This is a genomic window from Methylosarcina fibrata AML-C10, from assembly GCF_000372865.1.
GTDB classification, from domain to species: Bacteria; Pseudomonadota; Gammaproteobacteria; order Methylococcales; family Methylomonadaceae; genus Methylosarcina; species Methylosarcina fibrata.
Window position 1 is genome coordinate 3,179,509 of record NZ_KB889965.1, and the last position, 22,177, is coordinate 3,201,685.

Here is a 22,177-nt window from a genome sequence, read left to right on the forward strand (position 1 = left end):
TCGGAACCAACCAGTGTAGCAGGCGGACTGACAGGCATCCCCATGAACGACATCCCTCTGAGCGCTAAAAACCGCATGAATAGCTTCACCGACAGTTTGCTGGAATCGGCTCAATTTACGCCTCTCTCGCTGCAAGCGCCCGGCGCCTGGTGCGGCCATCTGCCGTTCGCGGACTGGCTGACCCGGACGTTGCAGCCCAAACTCTTCGTCGAACTGGGCACCCATTCCGGCAATTCCTATTTCGCTTTCTGCCAGACCGTCCGCGAAGCCGGCCTGTCGACCCGCTGCTACGCCGTCGACACCTGGCGCGGCGACGACCATGCCGGACGCTACGGCGACGACGTGTTCGAGAAAGTCCATGCCCACAACCGGGCGCATTACGCCGGCTTTTCCAACCTGCTGCGGATGACTTTCGACGAAGCGCTCGGCTATTTCGCCGACGGTTCGATCGATCTGCTGCACGTCGACGGCCTGCACACTTACGAAGCGGTCCAACACGATTTCGACAGTTGGCGGCCCAAGCTCGCTCCGGGCGCCGTGGTGCTGTTCCACGACACCAACGTGCGCGAGCACGGTTTCGGCGTCTGGAAGCTGTGGCACGAACTTCAGGCCCGCTATGCCGGCCATCTGGAGTTTACCCACTCCCACGGCCTGGGCGTGGTGCAGATCGACGGCGCCGAGGCCCGGCCGCTGCCCTGGCTGGACCCAAAGTCTCCGGCGCAGCGGCAGATGCAGCATTATTTTGCCGCGCTCGGCGCGCTGCAACGGGAACGCTTGGAGCGAAACCTGGCGCAAAGCCGCCTGTCTGCCCTGACCCAAACGCTGACCGAGCTTCATCAGGCCGTCTCGGACCGGGACCGGGAAATCGCAAATCTCAGGCAGGCGATTGCAGAATGCCAATGTCAGATAGCGGAATCGAACCGACTGCTCGGCACCCGCGATCTGGAAATCAACGGCCTCAATCAGGCCATGGACGAGATTTCGGAGGAGATGGGCGCCTTGCGCAAGGCGGCTTTCGCGCAAGACGTACACTGCGCCGGACTGGAGAAAGCGAACGCGGAAAAAGATCTTCAGATTCACCAATTGGCCTCCGCGGTTTCAACGCTGCAAGTGCACAATGCCGCTCTCGAACACCGGCTTGCCGAGTTGCTGAACAGTTCCTCCTGGCTGGTGACTCGGCCGATGCGCTTTCTGTCCCGGATCCTGAAAGGAGACTGGCTGGCGGTTAAAGACGGCTTGACCAGGCATTTGGGCCCTCTGAATTTTCTTTTTCCCAAACGGCTTCCGGAGAATAAATCCCATTTATTGACCCAAGACTCCGCTCCCGGATTCGGCCCGGAATGGCACAGCCATCTCGTGGACGTCGACGCCGTCCCGCCGGCCGCATCCGCCGGCCGCATCGGCGTCCACGTTCATATCTTTTATCAGGACCTCGCGGACGAATTTGCGGGCTATTTGAAGAACATCCCTTTCCCGTTCGATCTTTTCATTTCGGTCGTCGATAAAGAAGGACAGGCCATCTGCAAGCGAGCTTTTGCGAAGCTCATCCATTGCCGGAAACTGACGGTCAGGATCGTGGAGAACCGGGGGAGGGACATAGCGCCGCTGTTTTGCGCCTTCGGCGAGGAACTGGCACAGTACGATTATCTGTGTCACCTGCACAGCAAGAAATCCCATTACAATAAAGGCGCCACCGAAGGCTGGCGCGAGTATTTGTGCACCCACCTGATGGGAAGCAAGGAGCGGGTGCAAAAAATCATCGGCCTCATGCAGGACAACTACGGCCGCGGCATCGTTTATCCTCAAAACTTCGTCCGCCTGCCGTACATGGCCAACAGTTGGCTGGCCAACCGGGCGATGGGCGCGGACTGGTGCGCCCGCCTGGGCATCCGGGACATGCCCTCCGGCTACTTCGACTTTCCGGCGGGCTCGATGTTCTGGGCGCGCGGCGACGCTCTGGCGCCGCTGTTCAAGGCCGGAATCCAACTGAACGACTTTCCCGAGGAAGCCGGCCAGACCGACGGCACCCTGGCGCACTGCATCGAACGCCTGTTCGGGGTGGTTCCGGCAAGCCTGGGGCTGCCCCCCGGCATCATTAAAGACGTCCAGTTTCCCAGTTGGTCGGCGTGGCGATTCGACCATTACATGAACCGGACCTTTCAGGACCTGGTCAGGGAATTTTATGCGAAAGAAGTCAAGGTCATCGGCTTCGACATCTTCGATACGCTGTTGTGCCGACCTTTGCTGGATGCCGAATCGGTCAAGGCCATCGTCGGCCGCCGCAGCGAAGAAGAAGCCGGCCGGCTCTACCTGAAGCACCGCTTCGAAGCGGAAAATCTGGCGAGAGAAAAGAAAGGATCGGACGTTTGCCTGGACGAAATCTATGCCCGAATGGCAGAGCTTGTCCCGCTCCCGGCAGAGACTCTGGCCGATTTGAGGCGCCTCGAGGAAGAAATTGAAATGGCCAGCGTCGGGCCGCGTGAACAATGCCTGGCGCTTTATCGTCAGGCGCTTGCCACCGGCAAGCCGGTGCTGTTGCTTTCGGACATGTTTCTGCCCCGTTCCGTGGTGGAAGCGATGTTGGCGCGTCACGGCATCGAAGGCTTCGAGGCCTTGTATTTATCCAATGACGTCGGCCTGAGAAAGGATTCGGGCCAATTGTACGAGCATGTGTTTGCCCGGTACGGCATCAAACCCTCCGAATTTCTGATGGTGGGAGACAACGAGCGTTCCGACTTCCAGATTCCCTGCGATCTGGGAGCCCGTTCTCTTTATATGCTGAAGCCGGTGGAAATTGCCCGCAGCCTGCCGCGATTCGGCGGCCTGATCCGGAAATACGAGAAATCCGACCTGGACGCCGAAGCGACTCTGGGGCTGGTGGTGCGAAAGAATTTCGCAGGCATCGCCCATCCCGGCTTTGATCCGCACTCACTGGTCGATCCGGCGCCTTTCAATCTGGGTTATTCCCTGGTCGGCCCATTGCTCGCCGGCTTCGCGCAATGGCTGGTCCGGACGTCCCGCAAGGACGGCATGCAAAAGCTGTATTTCCTGTCGCGCGAAGGAAAGCTCATCAAGCAGGTCTACGATTTCTGGACGCAAGGGTTGGCCGACGCGGCGCCTTCCGACTATCTGGTGCTGTCCAGAAGAGCGGTCAGCGTGCCCGCCTGTACCGGCCTCGACGACATTCTGGAGATTGCGAAAACCAATTATTGCGCCAATACGATAGAAAACTTTCTGCTGGAGCGTTATGGCCTGAATCTGGAAGACCGGCGCTGGAAAGAAATTACCCGGGCCACCGGCTGGAAGAGATCGGATACCGTCGAGGTCGCGCATAAAAAGATTGCTTCTCTCGCTCCGCTGCTGGAAGCATTAACCCCGGAAATTCTGGAAAATGCACAATCGGAACACGCCGGCCTTCTGGCCTATCTGGCCGCCGGCGGACTAAACAATAAAGGCCGATACGCCGTGGTCGACGTCGGTTACGGCGGCACGATCCAAAAATATCTGAACCGGATTCTGGACGGAAACATCCACGGGTACTACATGATGACCGATGAAAGGATCGGCGACGTGGTTCGGGAGTACGACATCGTAACCCGCGGTTGTTTTCTGGAACAAATCAACTTGAACCAGCCTCTTCCCAAACTGTACCAATACAGTTTCGATCTGGAGAAATTTTTAAGCGCCGACGAACCGCAGATCATCCGCTATGAAGCGGACGAAAACGGCCATGCCGCCGCGGTATTCAGAACGCTGTCGGACGACGAGCGCGGATCTTGTGAATTTCGGAAATTGCTGACGGAAGGAGTGATGAGCTATGTGAGCGATGCCCGCAATCTCCGGGAGACGATGATTCCGGATTTCGTTCCGTCCCTGGCCGTGGCGAAGTCTCTGTACGAGTCGTTCGTTTCCCGCCATTCGGAGAATGAAAAAGCCTCATTGGCCGCCGTTACCCTGGACGACTATTACTATGGCCGCGGTCTGGTTTCATAATGGCGACCATTTTTTTACGATGATCCCGGCACTCGAAAAGACGGCAAAAGATCCGGCAACTGAAGCGGTTTTACGATGCTGAGCAAAGGGCTGAACGCCTTGCGTTACGCCCAACAGAACGGCTGGCCGGCTTTGGCCCGGCTGATCAAGGACCGTCTGTTTCCGGCACACACGTTTACGGGAGAACATCATCTCAAAGCCGATCGGGAAACGATCCTGATCGTAAGCCATGAAGCCTCGAGATCCGGCGCACCGGTGCTGGCTTACAATCTGGTCTGGGCGCTTGTTGGACAGTACAACGTGGTGGCGCTGCTGATGGGCCCCGGCCCGCTTTCGCCGGCGTTCCGGGATGCCGGCGCCGTCGTGATGTCGGCGCCGGACTTAAAGCACAGACCCGAACGGGTGTATCGCACCGTAGACCGGCTGTGCCGGCGTTTCCGCTTCAAGTTCGCCCTGGTCAATAGCCTGGAATCCCGCGCCGCGCTCCCGGCCTTGTACGACCGGGACGTCCCTTCGATCTGCCTGGTTCATGAATTCGCCTCGTGCTACACCCGCCCGCGCGAGGTGATCGGCGAAGCCTGTTTCTGGTCCGACGAAATGATTTTCTCGGCACGGGCCACTCTGGAAGATGCGCTGGCCGCTTACCCCGAACTGCACAACCGCCATTGCCACATCCTGCCCCAGGGCCGGTGCCTGCCTCCGGTGGAAGAAATCGATGAAGCGCGGCTTCAGACGGAGCAGGACCGCATCCGCCGCTTGATGCGTTCCGGCAATTCGGCGGAAGACGTGATTGTACTTGGCGCGGGATACGTCAATTTCCGCAAGGGCGTGGACCTCTTTCTCGACTGCGCCGCACGCGTCATCCGTGCGCCGTCGCGCCGCACTTGCCGTTTCGTCTGGATCGGAAAGGGCTTCGAGCCGGACAAAGACCCCGAATATTCGGTCTTTCTGGCCGACCGGATCCGGCGGGACGGACTTCAGGAGCATGTTTTATTCATTGACGAAACGAGCGCCATCGAAACCGCGTATCAGGAAGCCGATCTTTTGCTGCTGCCGTCACGGCTGGATCCGTTGCCGAACGTCGCGATCGATGCGATGGCTCACGGCGTGCCGGTACTCTGCTTCGACAAGACCACCGGCATCGCCGATTTTCTGAACGGCAGCGGTCTTGGCAGCCTGTGCGTTGCGGATTATCTCGACTCGGCCGACATGGCCGCAAAGATTCTGGCCTTGGCGGATTCCAGGACCTTGCGCCGGCAGACGGCGGACCGGTGCCGCCAAGCCGCGGCAGATTTTTTCGATATGAGGAACTATGTCGTCCGTCTTCAGGCACTGGGGGAAGACGCGTCCGAGCGAGCGCGGCAGGAGCGGGCCGACGCCCGGATCATCCTCGAATCCGGCCTGTTCCGAAGCGATTTTGCCTGTCCTCCGCAATGGCAGGAGGCCACGGCCGAAAAGAAAATCCGCCGGTATGTCCGCACCTGGGCCAGCGGCATGGTCCGCAGAAAACCCCTGCCGGGCTTTCATCCCGGCATTTACCTGGAGCAACACGGACTGGCCGTCCCGAATGCCAACCCTTTCGCGGACTATTTGCGGGCGGGAGAACCCGAAGGCCCCTGGCGCTATCCGGTGATCGGGCCGCCCAAAACAAACGGCAGGAATCTACCCTCCGGTCACCGCGTGGCTCTGCACGTGCATGTTTTTTATCCGGAACTGCTCGCCGACATCATGACCCGGCTTTCGCGCAACCGGATACGCCCCGACCTGTTCGTGAGCATTGCCGACGAGCAAATCCGGCCATCGGTGATGAGCGATTTAAAAGACTATTCCGGCACGATAGCCGATATCCGGCTGGTCCCGAACCGGGGCCGGGATATCGGTCCGTTATTTACGGCCTTTGGCCGGGACATCGCCGACCATTACGACTTTGTCGGCCATCTCCATACCAAAAAAAGCGCCGACGTCGAGGAAGCCGCCATAGGCCGGTCGTGGCAGCGGTTCCTGCTGGAAAATCTGCTTGGGGGCGAATTATCCGGCGCCATGGCCGACCGTATTCTGGCCGAAATGAAGGGCGATGCGACACTCGGCATGGTCTTCCCGGACGATCCCAATACGGTCGGCTGGAGCGCGAACCGGAGCGTTGCCGAGCAGCTTGCTGAACGGATGGGGCTTCGAAATTTACCCGAACAGTTTAATTTTCCCGTAGGAGCGATGTTTTGGGCCAGGACTTCGGCCCTGACGCCCTTGCTGAATTTAAAGCTGGACTGGGAAGATTACCCGGAAGAACCCCTGCCGTACGATGGTACGATGCTGCATGCACTCGAAAGACTGCTTTCGTTGAGTCTGCCGCTGGAAAATTTACGCTGGGCGGCAACCCATGTAGAGGGACTGAGCCGCTGAAAATACCCGACGTTCGGCTCCGGACCACAAATTAAACCCCAAAGCCGAATTGTCGCTGGGCACATCCTACGCCCCATCGATACATTCTACATCCGTTTGAATCGCACCCGGAAGCTTTCCTTTGAATTCATTACTTTACAAATACTGGTATAATCCACCGGCTTGCAATCGTTGTTTTTCTATTCCCATGCATATCGAATATCGGGCCTGCGTGGCTCATACGCCGCTTGCTTCATCCTTTTGCTGAAACAAGAGCCGTCTTATCATCCTTTGGCCGATCATTTTTCCTGATACCTAATGAAAAATTTCAAATTCCTGGTGCTTGGCGCCGGACCGAGCGGATTGACCGTCGCTCATGCCCTGATCGACGCCGGCTGTTCTCCTACCGAGATCGCCGTCCTCGAACAGCACGAGGTCGCCGGCGGCTTGTGCCGTTCCGAAACCGTGGACGGCGCGCCGCTCGACGTCGGAGGCGGCCACTTTCTGGACGTCAAACGCAAGGAAGTTCTGGATTTCGTGTTCCGCTTCATGCCGCAGGAAGAATGGAACCTGTTCGAGCGCGTGTCGAAGATTCGCATTCGCGGCATGGAAATCGATCATCCGCTGGAAGCCAACCTTTGGCAGCTTCCGGTCGAGACCCAGGCCGATTTTCTCGAATCCATCGCCGAGGCCGGGTGCGTGCGGGGCGAGCCCATGCCCGAATCGTTCGCCGAATGGATCCGATGGAAGCTGGGCGAACGCATCGCCGAGGAATACATGCTGCCCTACAACCGCAAGATCTGGTCGATGGATCCCGATCGGCTCGGCACGTACTGGCTGTACAAGCTTCCCGACGTCTCGTTCCGGGAAACGCTGTTAAGCTGCCTGGAAGGAAAGCCGATGGGCGCCCTGCCCGCGCACGGCACGTTTTTGTACCCGAAAAAATTCGGCTACGGCGAGGTATGGCGGCGCATGGGCGAAGCATTGGGCGACTCGCTCGTGGCGAACTGCAAGGTTGAACACATCGATTTGTCTACCCGCACCGTCAACGGGCAGTGGCGGGCGAAGACGATCATCTCCACGATTCCGTGGACTTTGTGGCCGGGATGCTGCGATTTACCCAACGACATTCTGGAAGCCGTCGCCGTCTTGAAAAACGCGCCCATCGACGTCGACTACCACCCCGAAACGCTGGACAGCCGGGCCCACTGGATCTACGAACCGAACGAGTCGATCGCCCATCACCGCTTGCTGCTGCGCGCCAATTTTGCCATGGGATCGCGAGGCTACTGGACCGAGACCAATGCCGCCCGCTCCCCCAAAAGCGAAAGCACGCGTTTCCATAACGAATTCGCCTATCCCGTCAATACGCTCGGCAAGCCGGAAGCCGTCCGGAAAATTCTGGCCTGGGCGCGCGGCCACGGCATTCTCGGGCTCGGGCGCTGGGGCCGGTGGGAGCACATGAATTCCGACGTCGCGGTCGCCGAAGCATTGCAGATGGCCGCCGAATTAAACATAGAGGTTGCATGAAAATTTCGCTTTGCCTGATCGTATGGAACGAGCTTCAAGGGTGTCAAACAGATGTGCCGACGCTTCCTCGAGAGGAATTCGATGAAATCTTTGCCGTGGACGGCGGCAGTACCGACGGCACCGTGGCGTATCTGGAAAGCTGCGGCATTCCGGTGTACCGCCAGCCCAAACGCGGTCTGAACGCGGCCTACGTGCACGCCGACCGCATGGCGGCCGGCGATGCCGTGGTCGTGTTTTTTCCCAAAGGCACCCTGCCCACCGGCGACTTGCGCAAGTTTCGCCCGCTTTTCGAGCAAGGCTGCGAACTGGTGATCGCAAGCCGGCAAATCAAAGGCTCTCGAAACGAAGAAGACGCTCATTTCTGGCGCCCGCGCAAATGGGCCGTCAAAGGGCTGGCTGCCCTGGCCGGCCTGGTCTGGCGCCGCGAGGGAGCCTGGGTCTGGGACGTATTGCACGGCGTCAAAGGCTGGAAACGTTCGGCCTTCGAACGCATGAACATCCTGGAAACCGGCTTGTCGATCGACGTCGAAATGGTGATCCGTTCCTACAAGCTGCGCATTCCGCGCGTCGAGTTTCCGACCCGGGAAACCGCCAGGGACTACGGAGAGAGTCATTTCAAGATATGGCCGACGGGCAAACGGCTGCTGGCTTATCTTTGGTACGAGCTGAGACGACATGACTGAGCAAGTAATAACGGTCAAACCTCAAGGCCGGCTGCGCCGAACCGTGTCTTCCCTCTGGTTCAAATTGGCGATCGCCGCCGGCGTGATCGGTCTATTGATTTATTACAATCGCATCGATTTCAACGTACTGGCGTCGCTCAGGCACACCTGGCCCTGGCTGCTGGCCGCGTTCCTGCTGTCGCTGCCGCCTTTCCTGATCGTCTCTTTCCGTTTCAGGATCCTCCTCGCCAGCCAGGGCATCGACGTGCCGTTCCGTCAGGCTCTGCGCTGGACCATGGTCGGTTCCTTCTTCGACCTGGGCATGCCGAGTTCGAACGGCGGCGACGTGGTCAAGGCGGGCTACGTGGTCGAACACGTCGGCGCGGGGCTCAGGACCCGCGCGGTGATGGCGGTGGCGTTCGACCGGATCATCGGCTTGCTCGGGCTGTTTTTGCTGGCCAGCCTGGCCTGCCTTCTCGGCTGGGAGATGTTAAGCGATCTGCCGGCGCGGCATGTGGTGGCGGGCCTGTCGCTGGCCGCCGGAATCGGGCCGCTGATTGCTTTTCCCGTTCTAGGATCGCGACGGCTTTATCACAACCCGACCTTGAACCGCTGGTTGGAGTCGCATACGTGGGGGCTGCGCTTGCGGCAGATGATCGGCTCGTTCAATTCTCTGCGGGAAAACGCCGGCGTACTGTTCGCCGCCCTGGGCTTGTCCATGCTCAACCACGTCTTCTGGTGCACGGCGCTCCTGTTCATTACCTTCGCGGTCGGCAACGAGGTTTCGCCTCTGAAAGGATTCATCGTGTTTCCGCTGGCGATCTTCGGCGGAATTTTCGGCGTGGCCGGCGGCTTCGGCATCGGCACAGCGGCCTTCGATTTTCTGCTCTCCCATCTGTTGATGGTGCAAAACGGCGCGCTGATCGGGCTGCTGTTTCAAACGATCGGCGCCCTGTCGCGGCTGATGGGCCTGCCCTTCTATCTGGCGTCGATGCAGCGCCGCGGCCGCAGGCCTGCCGAAGCCGCGCAAAATACGAATTGACGACGACCGGAAGAACGAGACGTTAACCCGACAAGACGCCGCTCGTTTCCGAATATCGATAAGGTTGGGCAACGTATTGACAATCTGTTATAGTACTTTCGGGTTTACGGCATTGGTTTGAATTTTGCAATTATTGCCTTGGCAGCCAATAAATTGCACAACCTTATCAATGAGATACTGATACGGGCCGCTATCGGCGGACAGGAAACAAAACTCCATTATGCCTTTATCGTAAGCAATCAAAAATATCCGTAAATCGTCGTCTATAAAACGCGGCAGCCTCATAAGGCATGTAATTGATAATCTCAACCGTACCGCCCACTTAATATCCCTGTTAATTTTTCCTTCTGGCTGTTTCGCTATTCAGAAATAGGTTAAACATGAATAGTAAGGACTTCTTATTTTGAACTTGTATCCTCTTGTAGTTGATCTCGACGGCACACTGATTCACACAGACATGCTCCACGAATCGGCATTAAGAGTTCTGCGCGATAGCCCGCTTTATACATTGCATATCCCTTATTGGTTGTCACGGGGTAAGGCTGCACTTAAGCAGAATTTAGCCAACCGTTCCGATTTTGACCCAAGCAGCCTCCCTTACAACAAGGAGTTACTGGAATGGTTAAGGCAACAAAAGGCTTTAGGCCGGAAACTGGTCTTATGCACCGCTTCCGACCTTTCCATAGCCACCGCCATATCGGAACACCTGGGCGTTTTTGATGAAGTGATGGCAAGTGACGGCGTCAGGAACTTGGCGGGAAAACACAAGGCGGAGTTGCTCGTGCAGTGTTTCGGTCATGCCGGTTTCGATTATGCCGGAAACTCCAATGCCGACCTGGCGGTCTGGCAACAAGCTCATAAAGCAGTAGTCGTCAATGCTTCTGACGCCTTGATCAAAAAAGCAAGCGCTTATTGCGAAGTAGAGCGGGTATTTCCTTCCCCCGCTTTAGAATTCAAGGTTTGGCGCCGCGTGTTCCGGGTGCACCAATGGCTGAAGAACTTGCTGTTATTCGTGCCCATCCTGGCGGCTCACCAATTGACCAACCCCGATATCTGGCTGGAGCTCATTCTGGCTTTTTTTTCATTCAGCCTGTGCGCTTCCTCGGTTTACATCGCCAACGATCTGCTGGATCTGGAAAGCGACCGGCAACATCCTCGCAAATGCAAACGGCCTTTTGCCTCCGGTCTGGTTCCGGCCTGGATGGGCGTGGTTCTGGCTCCCGTACTGCTGTTCAGCAGCCTGGCATTAGCCCGGCATGTAGGAGAGGCCTTCTTTTCCTGGTTGCTGTTTTATTTTGCCTTGACCTGCGCTTATTCCTGGATGCTTAAGCGCGTGATGCTGATAGACTGCCTGACGTTGGCCATGCTTTATACCTTGCGCATCGTTGCGGGCGCCGCCGCTGTTGAAATGAGTCTGTCTTTCTGGCTGCTGGCGTTTTCCGTCTTTTTATTTTTGTCCTTGGCTTTTGTCAAACGGTATGCCGAATTGGAGGTGCAACTGCTGCACGGAAAGCAAAAAGCTCACGGTCGCGGTTATTACACTTCGGATGCCTCTTTGCTGCAAACGATGGGCATCACGTCGGGCTATGCCGCCGTTCTGGTGCTGGCGCTTTATCTTAACAGCGACGCCATATTGAAGCTCTATCGTACCCCCGAATGGGTATGGGGAGCGGTACCCATTATGCTGTTCTGGGTCAGTTGGATGTGGATGCAGGCTCATCGGGGCAAAATGCATGACGACCCTTTGGTCTTCGCCGTTAAAGACAAAGCCAGCCTGCTGTCGGGCGTGGCTTTTTCCATCGTTCTGGCTATCGGTACCCTGGGATGGCCATGGTAAAAGTTTCATCCTGGGGAAGACTGGACCATTGCGAACATGAAGTTCGAGTACTGACCGATCGGTATCAAGTCATCAATCAGCTAAAAAACAAACGCCCCGGTCTGGCTTACGGCATGGGACGCAGTTATGGCGACGCTTGTCTCAATCCGGGCGGCGCATTATGGAACACGACTGGCCTGGACCGGTTTATCGGCTTCAACGAGAACACGGGCAGACTGGTCTGTGAATCCGGCCTGCTCTTGCGCGATATTCAACGCCTGGTTGTTCCGAGAGGCTGGATTCTTCCCGTTACCCCCGGAACCCAGTTGATAACGGTGGGCGGAGCCATTGCCAACGACGTGCATGGAAAGAATCATCACGCATTCGGCTCCTTCGGCGATCATGTGCGGAGGATCAAACTGGCGCGCACGGACACGACGTGCATTGAGTGCGGACCTGACCGGAAACCCGACTGGTTTGCCGCCACCGTGGGCGGTCTCGGTCTTACCGGCCTCATTACCGAAGCCGAAATTCAACTGCGCCGGATAGCCGGCCCATGGCTTGACGCCGAGACCCTGCCCTATACCGATCTGGACGAGTTTTTCCATTTGTGCGACGATTCGGAAAGCGGCTGGGAACATACCGTTTCCTGGATCGACTGTATTCATAAAGGTGAAGGACGCGGGCTTTTCATGCGGGCCAAGCCGGCGAACGAACCCTCCCGTCCGGAGCCGTCACCCCGCAAACTGACGATTCCGTTCGTCCCCCCCGTATCTCTGGTTAACGGCCTTTCGCTTAGAGCGTTCAATACGGCCTACTTCAACGCCAAAAAGCAGCAATCAGGCAGAAGCATCGTCCATTATGAGCCTTTCTTCTATCCGCTCGACAATCTGCTGGAATGGAACCGGATGTATGGCCCTAAAGGCTTCTATCAGTACCAGAGTGTGGTGCCGCGTGAAGTTGGACGTGATGCCGTGCAGGCCATGCTGAATGAAATTGCCGGCGCCGGTGAAGGATCCTTCCTGACCGTATTGAAAACCTTCGGCAATCGTCAGCCCCTCGGCATGATGAGTTTTCCGCAGCCGGGCGTCACTCTGGCTCTGGATTTTCCCAACCGGGGAGAGCGGACGCTTAAGCTCTTCGATCGGCTGGATGCGATTGTCCGCGAAGCCGGCGGGCGAATTTATCCGGCCAAAGACGCTCGCATGCCTCGGGATCTATTCGAATCGGGCTACCCTCGCCTCTCAGAATTTCTGCCATATCGCGATCCCGGCATCAGCTCGGCGCTGTCCCGAAGACTCATAGGAAATTAATACCATGTCCCGTCCCCATAAAAGAATCGTCATCATCGGCGCAACCTCGGCAATTGCAGAACACTGTGCCCGTTTATGGGCCCACAATGCCGCGGTGGATCTGACCCTGGTCGGCCGTGACCCGGACAAAACGGAGCGAGTCGCCGCTGACCTTCGGGTTCGCAGCCCACAATCCGCCATACGCGTTCTCGCAGCCAATTTCACCGATCCCGTCGCCATCCGCCAACTGGTGAATGAGATCACCGCCGAAGGACCCGTTCATACCGTGCTGATTGCCCACGGTTCGCTGCCGGACCAGGCCGCATGCCAACAGGACTTGACTGCATGCCAGGAAGCGCTGATTATTAATGCCATCTCTCCGGTACTGTTTGCAGAGGCGTTTGCCGGCTCCATGGAAAAGAACAATCGAGGAACGCTGGCAATTATCGGGTCGGTGGCCGGAGACAGAGGACGCAAGTCGAATTACGTCTATGGCGCCGCGAAGGGATTGGTGACGCGTTATGCACAGGGACTTCAACATCGTCTGGCAAATACCGACGTAAAAGTCGTTCTGATCAAGCCCGGACCGACCGATACGCCGATGACCGCACACATTAAAGAACAAGGCGGTGATCTCGCCAGTGTAGAAGCGGTGGCTCAGTCCATCGTTCAGGGAATCGATCAGGGAAAGCCTGTTATCTATGTACCGGCCAAATGGCTATTGATCATGATGATCATTCGGCACTTGCCTCGTTTTATTTTTAATAAAATGGATATATGAACAAGACATCAACGGTATTAAAAGAAAAAAATTTAATACTGGCCTTTGCAGGTTTTGCCCTATGGATGGTTGGGCTGACCGTCGTCGGCGCCGTTCGTACCTACTCGCCCGTACCGTTTTGGGATATGTGGGACGGCACCCTCGGATTTTTTATGCGCTTGGACGGGGAGAATAATGAATGGTGGATGCAGCATAATGAACACCGCATTCTTCTGGCTCGTTTGTTGTTCTGGGCCGATTTTAAATTCTTTGATGGCGCCAACTGGTTTTTAACAGCTTTCAATTATTTTTTGATCGGCGGAAGCGCGTGGGTGTTTTATCGAATACTTCGCGCAGCAGCCGCCACGGAAAAACCGGCCACGGAAGAAGTTTTGCTGGGGCTTTTCCTGACCGCCTGGCTGTTCCTGTGGACGCAAAAGGAAAACATGACGTGGGGTTTCCAGAGCCAGTTCATCCTGGCTCAACTGTTGCCGCTGTGCGGTTTGTACTGGCTCTACAAGTCGCTCGCCGGAATTCATGCAAAGCGCCATTTTCTTACTGCATGCGTCTTTGGTTTGGCTTCTGCAGGCACCATGGCCAACGGCGTTCTTGCTTTACCCTTAATGACATGCTACGCGCTTGTCGCGAGGCAAAACCGGCTGCGCACCGGCATATTGCTCAGTCTTTCCGCCGCCATGCTTTTCCTGTATTTTCACGACTATCGCTCACCGGCTGCACACAGCACCCTATCGCAAGCTTTGAGAGAAAATCCGTTCGGCCTGCTTCAATTCGTGTTGCGCTATCTCGGCGGTCCATTTTATTTTCTTTTCGGAAAAGAAGAACTTGGCAAACTGATGATGAATGGAGCGGCACTGTTTCTGATAGGAAGTTCCGTCGGCTTCACCGTCAAAGCTCTGCGCCGGCCTCAGGAAAACACGCTGACACTGGCACTGCTGTTCTTTATTCTTTACATAGGAGGCAGCGCTCTGGGCACGGCCGGGGGACGCCTGGTTTTCGGGCTCGATCATGCCTTTGCCAGCCGCTATACCACGCCTCCTTTAATGGCATGGGCCGCTTTACTGGTTCTGTACTCACCCTCTGTGCTGGCCGCTTTAAAAACGAAGAGCGCAACAGTTCTACTCGCGTTGGCAATGCTTGCATTGCCCATGGCCATTTTCCAGACGGAAGCAATGCAACCGGACTATGCGAAAGTGTTCCAACGAAAAATAGCTGCCCTCGCGCTTGATCTTCAAGCGAGGGATGAAAAACAGATTAAAACTGTTTATCCGGATCCTCGGCGAGCTTTGGTAATAGCCAAAGAGGCTTCCGTTCGAAATCTTTCCATCTTCGGCGACTATCCTTCCCGTGATATGAGAGAACAATGGGGCCTGACAGTGCCACAGCAGACGTTGCCGGCCTGCCAGGGCCATCTGGACGCAGTGGAGGAAATCGATGGGGAGGGCCGTCTTATCCATGTCTATGGATGGATGTTTAACGTCGCCGGTAAAAACTATCCCGACGTCATTCGCTTCCTGGGAAGCCAGGGAAAGGTCGTAGGCTATGGGCTCACGGGTCAACCCAGGCCCGATCTCGCCAAGGCCATCGATAAAAAAGCGTTCCGTGCCGGCTTCCAAGGCTATCTGCTGGCGAATCAGAGAGGCAAGATGCTCACTCTGCTGGGAGAAAATCCTGCCTGCCAACTGCAGGTAAAAGTTCCGGCGCCTATCATATCCCTTACTTCGGCTGCCGGAAAGATCACTGCATCGCTTTTCTTCACCGAACAGTCAGTGAAGAACGCCACTCTTGACGGATCAACCGTTCTGCCCGGAAATCAGTGGATAGGTTCCGATTACTACAGGTCAATGATCGACGGCCTGCAGGTTTACGGAAGCCATATCGACTCCGATGCGAACATAGGGAGCATTTCATTACGGGTCAAACGCGGGGATCGGCTTTTCTACCGATCGGGCCCGAAAGGGGGACAGCAGGTTCTCGAAATATCCGGCAGTGCCATTCCTCCGATTAAACTCCCCGTTGCCAAAGCATGGGCTCTTCTGGATTTGAACAATGCGCTATTGCCGGAGGGGACTTTTACAGTGAAATTTTCGGACAATGGCGCGGGCTGGGGAGAATGGTCCGCCATAGCCGTTCGGCAAAGCAGTCATTAAACTGGATAGATCATGCAATTAAAACACAAAAAAATAATACTTCCCGGCGGCGCCGGACTGGTCGGCCAAAATCTCGTCGCCCGCCTTAAAGCAAAGGGATACCAAGAGATCGTCGTGCTCGACAAACATCGGAGCAATTTGGCCGTCCTGAACCGGGTTCAGCCCGATATTATCGCAGAATATGCCGATCTGGCTTATCCGGGCGACTGGCAGCGGCATTTTGCAGGGGCTGACGTCGTCGTGATGCTGCAAGCCCAGATCGGCGGCACGGATTATCAGGAGTTCGTCCGCAACAATCTGGAATCGACCCGGCTGATCCTCGACGCCGTCAAAATCAACCAGATACCCTACCTGGTCCATATCAGTTCTTCGGTGGTGGAATCGGTAGCCGACGATTTCTATACCAATACCAAAAAGGAACAGGAACGGATGGTGCTGGAGAGCGGCATCCCCTGCCCTGTATTGCGCCCGACCCTGATGTTCGGCTGGTTCGACCGCAAGCATTTGGGCTGGTTGTCGCGGTTCATGAAAAAAATGCCTATTTTCCCGATCCCCGGAGACGGCCGCTACATGCGCCAGCCGCTGTATGTGGGCGACTTCTGCAACATCATTATCAGTTGCATCGAAAACGGAATCGCCGGCGGCGTTTACAACATCTCGGGCCATGAGAAGGTGGATTACATCGACATCATTCGCGAAATCAAACGTGCGACGGGAGCCCGCGCATTGATCACCAGGATTCCCTATGGATTGTTTTACTCGTTGCTGTGGATCTGGGAGCTGTTCGATAAAAACCCGCCGTTCACAACCCAGCAACTGGCCGCCCTCACTGCCAAGGACGAGTTCGAGGTGATCGACTGGCCCGGTATTTTCGGGGTGCCTTGTACGCCTTTTATCGAAGCCATCAATGAAACCTTTAATGACCCGGCCTATGGCACGGTCATCCTGGAGTTCTGACGATGAAGCAGCGCATTGCCGTGCTGGGAGCGGGACCCATGGGCCTGGCCGTGGCTTTTCAATTGGCGCGCGACGGTCACCAGCCGGTTGTTTTCGAAGCGGATGATCGCATAGGCGGCATGACCGCCTCGTTCGATTTTTCCGGCTTGACCATCGAGCGTTACTATCATTTTCATTGCATCTCCGACGAGGCTTTTTTGAAGGTGCTGGACGAATTGGCGATAGCCGACAAAATGCGCTGGACCGAAACGAAAATGGGTTACTGGTATCAGGGACAATTGCAGCCCTGGGGCAACCCCATGGCGTTACTCAAGTTTCAAGGCTTGAGCCTCGCCGCCAAATTCCGTTACGGTCTCCATGCCTTCCTCTCGACCCGACGCAACGACTGGCAACCGCTGGATCAAGTCGAAGCGACGGGCTGGATCAAACGCTGGGTGGGCGAGGAAGCTTACGAAGTCTTGTGGCGCCGGTTATTCGACTACAAGTTTTACGATTTTTCCACGAACCTGTCGGCGGCCTGGATCTGGAGCCGGATACGGCGAATCGGACGTTCGCGCTACAGTCTGTTCCGCGAAAAACTGGGTTATCTGGAAGGCGGTTCGGAAACGCTGCTCCGGGCCCTGCGCGCGGATATTGAAAAGCACGGCGGTGAAATTCGCCTCAACTCTCCGGTCGGCAAAGTCGTCATCGAAGAGGCGAAGGTGCGAGGCATAGAAACGGACGGACGATTCGAAGCCTTCGACAAGGTCATCAGCACCGTCCCTTTGCCTTACGTGCCCAGTTTGATGCCTGATTTACCCTCTTCGATACTGCAAAGTTACCGATCGGTCAACAACATCGCGGTGGTCTGCGTAATCGTAAAACTGCGTCAAGCGGTAACCGAGAACTTCTGGTTGAACACGAACGATCCCGACATGGACATTCCGGGTTTGGTGGAGTACACCAATTTAAGACCCCTGGATCGGCACATTGTTTATGTCCCTTTTTATATGCCGGGGGAACACCCTAAATTTGCCGAGCCGGATCAAATATTCCTCGACAAAGTGCGCCGCTATTTGAAGAAGATCAACCCCCGGTTAAGCGACGAGGACTTCATTGAGCTGCGCGCAAGCCGCTACCGTTATGCTCAGCCCATTTGCGATCCGGGCTATCTCGACAAGCTGCCCCCGGCCGCGCTGCCGGTCGAAGGCCTGTGGGCCGCGGATACTTCTTATTATTATCCGGAAGACAGAGGCATTTCCGAAAGTATCGATTTCGGCAGAAAAATGGCAAGGGAAGCAACGGCGTGATTCGGCAATTTTTTTCGCGGCAATTTCTGATCTTTTTACTGACCGGCGGAACCGCCGCGGCGGTCAATTTCGGCTCCAGAATCGTCTATAGCCACTGGCTGGAGTTTTCCACCGCGGTAATCTGCGCCTACCTTACCGGAATGACCACCGCCTTCGTATTGGCCAAACTGTTTGTATTCCGGGAGAGCCGGCAAGCAGTGCATCGTTCGGCCTTCTTTTTCATTCTGGTGAACTTGGTCGCCGTATCGCAAACCTGGGCCATCAGCATGGGCCTGGCCTATTATCTTCTGCCCCGCTGGGGAATAACCTTGTTCGCAAAGGAAATCGCTCATGCGGTCGGCGTGGCGGTCCCCGTATTTACCAGTTATATCGGTCACAAGCGCTGGTCCTTTCGCTAAAAGCATGGCTAAAATGTTAACCCGCTGTTATTGCCCGTCAGAATACCGGTGAACCGATCGCATCACAAGCGGGCCCAAAAACGCATTGAGAAAATCGGACACGCTCATCAGTCCTGTTGCTTTTGTCTCATTCTTTCTCTGTCTTTTCCGCTTGTAAAATCAATAGATACTTTCCTGCCACTCAAGAAGACGAACCCATTTTTAGAGAGTGGGGTTTACATCGCGGAATTCGAAAAAAATGAAACCCATCATCAATAAAAAAAGGCGATCAGGCTCGGCCATGCTGATCACGGCAGTCGAGCTGATCAAAAATCGATTGTATCCCTGGCTGAAAAAAGGCAGGGCGATCCTTCGCAGATTCAGCAGCAAGAATAAGGACGCCGCCGCGCCTTATACGGTGAAACGGCAGGAAACGGATTCTCCGGACGCGCCTCGGGTTAGCCACGTCATCGCCAATTTCATGACCGGCGGCTCGTCGCGGCTGGTGGTCGACCTGATCGAGCAATTGGGCGGCTACCGGCAAAACGTCATGACCCGCCATATTCCCGATCCGCCGGCCTACGTGAGCCTGGAAATAGAAGAGTACCGCTACCCGGTCGATGAAAAGCCGTTCCTGGAATTTTTTAAGCGCAGCAAAACCGATTTCGTCCACGTTCACTATTGGGAGAACCGCGACGAGCCCTGGTATCACAAAGCCCTCAGGGCAGCGGAAATCCTGGGATTGCCGGTCATCGAAAACATCAATACGCCGGTCGCGCCCTATCTCTCGGATGCGGTGGCCCGCTACGTCTACGTCAGCGACTTCGTCCGGCGTACCTATGGCAAAAACGGCGCCCGGCACGTCACCATCTATCCGGGCTCGGACTTTTCCCTGTTCGACCGGAATGACGGCGAAACCCTGCCGGAAGACTGCGTCGGCATGGTGTACCGGCTTGAGAACGACAAGCTCGGTCCCCAGGCGATCGAACCGTTCATCCGTATCGCCCGGAAACGTCCGATGACGCGCATCCTGATCGTCGGCGGCGGCTCCTTGCTGGCCGTCTTCCGGCAGGCGGTCACGGCAGCCCGGGTAGCCGACCGCTTCGAGTTTACCGGCTATGCCGGCTACGAACAACTGCCCGGACTCTACCGCCGCCTGTCCTTGTTCATCGCGCCGGTCCGGCAGGAAAGTTTCGGCCAGGTCAGCTCCTTCGCGATGAACATGCGCATCCCGGTGATCGGTTACGATGCCGGCGCTTTGAGCGAAATCATCGACGACCCGCAACTGCTGGCGTCGCCGGGCGACGCCGAGGCACTGGCCCGGATTGCGCTGGCCCTTCTGGACGACCCCGAGCTTCGGGAGCGCATCGGCCGCAGGCAGCGCGAACGCGCCCGCCGGCTATTCAGCGTGCAGGCCATGATCAAATCCTACGGCGATCTTTACGCTGAGATCGGCCGCACCCTCGGCAAGGAGAGCGCATGAACATCGCCTTTTTCGTCCATTGTTTCTTTCCCGATCATTTTTACGGCACCGAAACCTATACCCTGGAGCTGGCCCGGCATTACCGAAACTGGGGGCATCAGGTGACCGTCGTATCCGCCGTTTTTCCGGGCGAACCGGCGAAGACCGAACTGATCACGCGATACGAATACCGGGGCGTTCCGGTCATTTGCATCGACAAAAACAGGCTGCCCGATGCTCGGGTCAGGGACACCTACCATCAGCCGGCTCTTCGTCCCGTACTGGAACAAATCCTCGACGGGCTGAAGCCCGACGTCGTCCACGTCACCCATCTGATCAACCATACCGCGGTTTTGCTGGACGTCACCTCTGAGCGCGGCATACCGACGTATGCGACCCTGACCGATTTTTTCGGCTTCTGCCTCAACAACAAGCTGGAAGCGGCCGACGGCGAGCTTTGCCTGGGGCCCTCTCCGTCCCGGATCAATTGCCTGGCGTGCCATTTGCAAGCGATCCGCCGCTATTCTTCCGCCAAGCCCTGGCTTCGGGCTGCCGCGTTTCCGGAGCTCGCGCCCGTCATTGCTCGGCTGGCCCCTTTCGCCGGCAAGTGGCCGGGAGATTTCGGCCAACGCCTGACTCAATTGGTCGGAGACATTGCCGAGCGACCCGATACTCTGACGGAGCTGTACAACCGAACTTATCGAGCCGCCGTGGCGCCCACCCGGTTTCTCGAAAACGCCTACCGGAACAACCGGTTTACAGTCCCCTTGCATACCCTCTGGTTCGGCGTCGACATCGACCGGAGCCCCAAACCCAAGCGCCCCGAAGGCCGCTTGCCGGTGCTCGGATTCATCGGCCAGATCGCCCCGCACAAAGGCGTTGATCTTCTGATCGACGCTTTCCTCCGGCTTCCGCCCGGTTCGGCCGAATTGAGAATTTATGGCCCGGAAAATCTGGACCCCGTTTACATGGCCAGGCTGAGAGCTTCGGCTACAGGCGCGCCCATAAGTTTCCCGGGCACGTTCGCCAAAGAAGCGATGGCCGGCATTTTGGCCGACGTCGATCTTTTGGTCGTTCCGTCGCGCTGGTACGAAAACAGCCCTCTGGTTTTATTGAATGCGCTGGCCACCCACACGCCGGTTCTGATCGCCGACGTGGCGGGAATGACTGAATTCGTCGAAGAAGAAGTCAACGGCCATCATTTCCGGCGCGGCAGCGTCGACGATCTGGAAGCCAGGCTGCGAGCCCTGCTGAAAGAGCCCGACACTCTGGCCCGGCTGTCGGAAACAACCCGCTACGAGCGCACGATCGAAATGATGGCGCGGGAAACTTTTCAAATATATTCTTAATCCCTGTTTCATTTAACAGGAAATATGTGAAAAAATGAGTCTTTGCGAGTTCCATCCATCTTGCGGAAACACCGAATCGACCACCCACCTGCCGCCCAATCATAAACAATAAAGCCGCTCCGAGATGACGATCCAGACTGCCGACACACAACTGAAATGCGTCATTTTCGGAGGCGGCGGTTTTATCGGCTCGCATATCGCCGACCATTTGCTGCGCTCGGGCCATTCGGTCAGGATCTTCGAACGGCCCCGCATTCCCTTGTACCGCTCCTTCGAGGCCCACGAACGGGTGGAATGGATCACCGGCGACCTGCTCAGCAATCACGATCTGAGCGACGCAATTCAGGGAGCCGACGTCGTACTGCACCTGGTCTCCACGACGCTGCCGAAAAACTCCAGCGATGATCCGATCTACGACGTCCAGAGCAATCTGGTCGGCAGTCTGCAGATGCTCAACACGATGGTGACGCATCGGGTCAAAAAAATCGTGTTCATCTCTTCCGGCGGCACGATCTACGGAAACCCGGAGTATTTGCCGATCGACGAACGCCATCCGACCAATCCCAACGTTTCCTACGGCATCACCAAGCTCGCCATCGAAAAATACCTGTTGCTGTACGAGAAAATGCACGGCATTAAAGCGGTGATTCTCCGGGTGGCCAACCCGTTCGGCGAGCGCCAGCGCGTCGAGACCGCCCAGGGCGCCGTCGGCGTTTTCCTGCACCGGGCGCTCAGCGGCCGGCCCATCGAAATCTGGGGCGACGGCAGCGTGGTTCGCGACTATCTGTACGTCAGCGACGTCGCGGAAGCGTTCGTCAAGGCGGTCGAGTACCAAGGCGACAAAAATATTTTCAATATCAGCTCGGGCAAAGGCACCAGCCTGAACGAGTTGCTGGACCTTCTGGAAAACCTGCTCGCCCGGCCGATTCAACGCCGCTATCTGCCGGGCCGCAGTTTCGACGTGCCGGTCAGCATTCTGAGCAACGCCCTGGCCCGGCAGGAACTGGGCTGGCAGCCGGCCGTGCCGCTGCACGACGGCATCGTCAGGACCCTGGCCTGGATGGAGAACGAAATAGCCGAAGGCCGGCGGAGCTGAATTTA

Annotated in this window: 15 protein-coding genes; all 15 read left to right on the top strand. The window is 56.8% G+C overall.

What is annotated here, in order from left to right; translation table 11 throughout:
- The first annotated feature begins 42 nt into the window (after positions 1-42).
- The 15 genes from A3OW_RS0114925 (at position 43) to A3OW_RS0115000 (ending at position 22,172) form a co-directional block, all read left to right on the top strand.
- The gene (locus A3OW_RS0114925; RefSeq protein ID WP_020564252.1) at positions 43-3,993 is read left to right on the top strand and encodes a rhamnan synthesis F family protein; all 3,951 of its coding nucleotides are present in this window, start codon (positions 43-45) and stop codon (positions 3,991-3,993) included.
- Between the two features lie 75 nt (positions 3,994-4,068).
- Positions 4,069-6,393: a rhamnan synthesis F family protein gene (locus A3OW_RS0114930; RefSeq protein ID WP_020564253.1), complete on the top strand. Its 2,325-nt coding sequence runs from the start codon at positions 4,069-4,071 to the stop codon at positions 6,391-6,393.
- 297 nt (positions 6,394-6,690) lie between these two features.
- Complete coding sequence (locus A3OW_RS0114935; protein WP_020564254.1) at positions 6,691-7,902, top strand: protoporphyrinogen/coproporphyrinogen oxidase; 1,212 nt, start codon at positions 6,691-6,693, stop codon at positions 7,900-7,902.
- Complete coding sequence (locus A3OW_RS0114940) at positions 7,899-8,585, top strand: glycosyltransferase (protein WP_020564255.1); 687 nt, start codon at positions 7,899-7,901, stop codon at positions 8,583-8,585. Before A3OW_RS0114935 ends, A3OW_RS0114940 begins: the two co-directional genes overlap by 4 nt.
- Positions 8,578-9,606: a lysylphosphatidylglycerol synthase transmembrane domain-containing protein gene (locus A3OW_RS0114945; RefSeq protein ID WP_020564256.1), complete on the top strand. Its 1,029-nt coding sequence runs from the start codon at positions 8,578-8,580 to the stop codon at positions 9,604-9,606. The genes A3OW_RS0114940 and A3OW_RS0114945 overlap by 8 nt, the downstream gene beginning before the upstream one ends.
- A 403-nt stretch (positions 9,607-10,009) precedes the next feature.
- Positions 10,010-11,443 carry a UbiA family prenyltransferase gene (locus A3OW_RS0114955; protein ID WP_026223628.1) on the top strand — a complete coding sequence of 478 codons (1,434 nt, stop codon included), beginning with the start codon at positions 10,010-10,012 and terminating at the stop codon, positions 11,441-11,443.
- Positions 11,437-12,735, top strand: a complete 1,299-nt coding sequence (locus A3OW_RS0114960) for an FAD-binding oxidoreductase (RefSeq protein WP_026223629.1) — start codon at positions 11,437-11,439, stop codon at positions 12,733-12,735. The genes A3OW_RS0114955 and A3OW_RS0114960 overlap by 7 nt, the downstream gene beginning before the upstream one ends.
- 4 nt (positions 12,736-12,739) lie before the next feature.
- The gene (locus tag A3OW_RS0114965; RefSeq protein WP_020564260.1) at positions 12,740-13,495 is read left to right on the top strand and encodes an SDR family NAD(P)-dependent oxidoreductase; all 756 of its coding nucleotides are present in this window, start codon (positions 12,740-12,742) and stop codon (positions 13,493-13,495) included.
- Positions 13,492-15,642 carry a hypothetical protein gene (locus A3OW_RS0114970; protein WP_020564261.1) on the top strand — a complete coding sequence of 717 codons (2,151 nt, stop codon included), beginning with the start codon at positions 13,492-13,494 and terminating at the stop codon, positions 15,640-15,642. Before A3OW_RS0114965 ends, A3OW_RS0114970 begins: the two co-directional genes overlap by 4 nt.
- A gap of 12 nt (positions 15,643-15,654) precedes the next feature.
- On the top strand, positions 15,655-16,599 hold the full coding sequence (locus A3OW_RS0114975; RefSeq protein WP_020564262.1) for an NAD-dependent epimerase/dehydratase family protein: 945 nt from the start codon (positions 15,655-15,657) through the stop codon (positions 16,597-16,599).
- Positions 16,600-16,601: 2 nt separating this feature from the next.
- Complete coding sequence (locus A3OW_RS0114980; protein WP_020564263.1) at positions 16,602-17,888, top strand: NAD(P)/FAD-dependent oxidoreductase; 1,287 nt, start codon at positions 16,602-16,604, stop codon at positions 17,886-17,888.
- Complete coding sequence (locus tag A3OW_RS0114985) at positions 17,885-18,286, top strand: GtrA family protein (RefSeq protein ID WP_020564264.1); 402 nt, start codon at positions 17,885-17,887, stop codon at positions 18,284-18,286. Before A3OW_RS0114980 ends, A3OW_RS0114985 begins: the two co-directional genes overlap by 4 nt.
- Positions 18,287-18,524: 238 nt before the next feature.
- Positions 18,525-19,748, top strand: coding sequence for a glycosyltransferase family 4 protein (locus A3OW_RS0114990; RefSeq protein WP_020564265.1), 1,224 nt, complete (start codon positions 18,525-18,527; stop codon positions 19,746-19,748).
- Positions 19,745-21,076: a glycosyltransferase family 4 protein gene (locus A3OW_RS0114995; RefSeq protein WP_020564266.1), complete on the top strand. Its 1,332-nt coding sequence runs from the start codon at positions 19,745-19,747 to the stop codon at positions 21,074-21,076. The genes A3OW_RS0114990 and A3OW_RS0114995 overlap by 4 nt, the downstream gene beginning before the upstream one ends.
- A 124-nt stretch (positions 21,077-21,200) precedes the next feature.
- Positions 21,201-22,172: an NAD-dependent epimerase/dehydratase family protein gene (locus A3OW_RS0115000; RefSeq protein ID WP_020564267.1), complete on the top strand. Its 972-nt coding sequence runs from the start codon at positions 21,201-21,203 to the stop codon at positions 22,170-22,172.
- Positions 22,173-22,177 lie beyond the last annotated feature (5 nt).

Bases quoted from the DNA above. Each gene is read 5' to 3' on its own strand.
- A3OW_RS0114925 (WP_020564252.1), top strand. From the start codon at position 43: ATGAACGACATCCCTCTGAGCGCTAAAAACCGCATGAATAGCTTCACC.
- A3OW_RS0114930 (WP_020564253.1), top strand. From the start codon at position 4,069: ATGCTGAGCAAAGGGCTGAACGCCTTGCGTTACGCCCAACAGAACGGC.
- A3OW_RS0114935 (WP_020564254.1), top strand. From the start codon at position 6,691: ATGAAAAATTTCAAATTCCTGGTGCTTGGCGCCGGACCGAGCGGATTG.
- A3OW_RS0114940 (WP_020564255.1), top strand. From the start codon at position 7,899: ATGAAAATTTCGCTTTGCCTGATCGTATGGAACGAGCTTCAAGGGTGT.
- A3OW_RS0114945 (WP_020564256.1), top strand. From the start codon at position 8,578: ATGACTGAGCAAGTAATAACGGTCAAACCTCAAGGCCGGCTGCGCCGA.
- A3OW_RS0114960 (WP_026223629.1), top strand. From the start codon at position 11,437: ATGGTAAAAGTTTCATCCTGGGGAAGACTGGACCATTGCGAACATGAA.
- A3OW_RS0114965 (WP_020564260.1), top strand. From the start codon at position 12,740: ATGTCCCGTCCCCATAAAAGAATCGTCATCATCGGCGCAACCTCGGCA.
- A3OW_RS0114970 (WP_020564261.1), top strand. From the start codon at position 13,492: ATGAACAAGACATCAACGGTATTAAAAGAAAAAAATTTAATACTGGCC.
- A3OW_RS0114975 (WP_020564262.1), top strand. From the start codon at position 15,655: ATGCAATTAAAACACAAAAAAATAATACTTCCCGGCGGCGCCGGACTG.
- A3OW_RS0114980 (WP_020564263.1), top strand. From the start codon at position 16,602: ATGAAGCAGCGCATTGCCGTGCTGGGAGCGGGACCCATGGGCCTGGCC.
- A3OW_RS0114990 (WP_020564265.1), top strand. From the start codon at position 18,525: ATGAAACCCATCATCAATAAAAAAAGGCGATCAGGCTCGGCCATGCTG.
- A3OW_RS0114995 (WP_020564266.1), top strand. From the start codon at position 19,745: ATGAACATCGCCTTTTTCGTCCATTGTTTCTTTCCCGATCATTTTTAC.
- A3OW_RS0115000 (WP_020564267.1), top strand. From the start codon at position 21,201: ATGACGATCCAGACTGCCGACACACAACTGAAATGCGTCATTTTCGGA.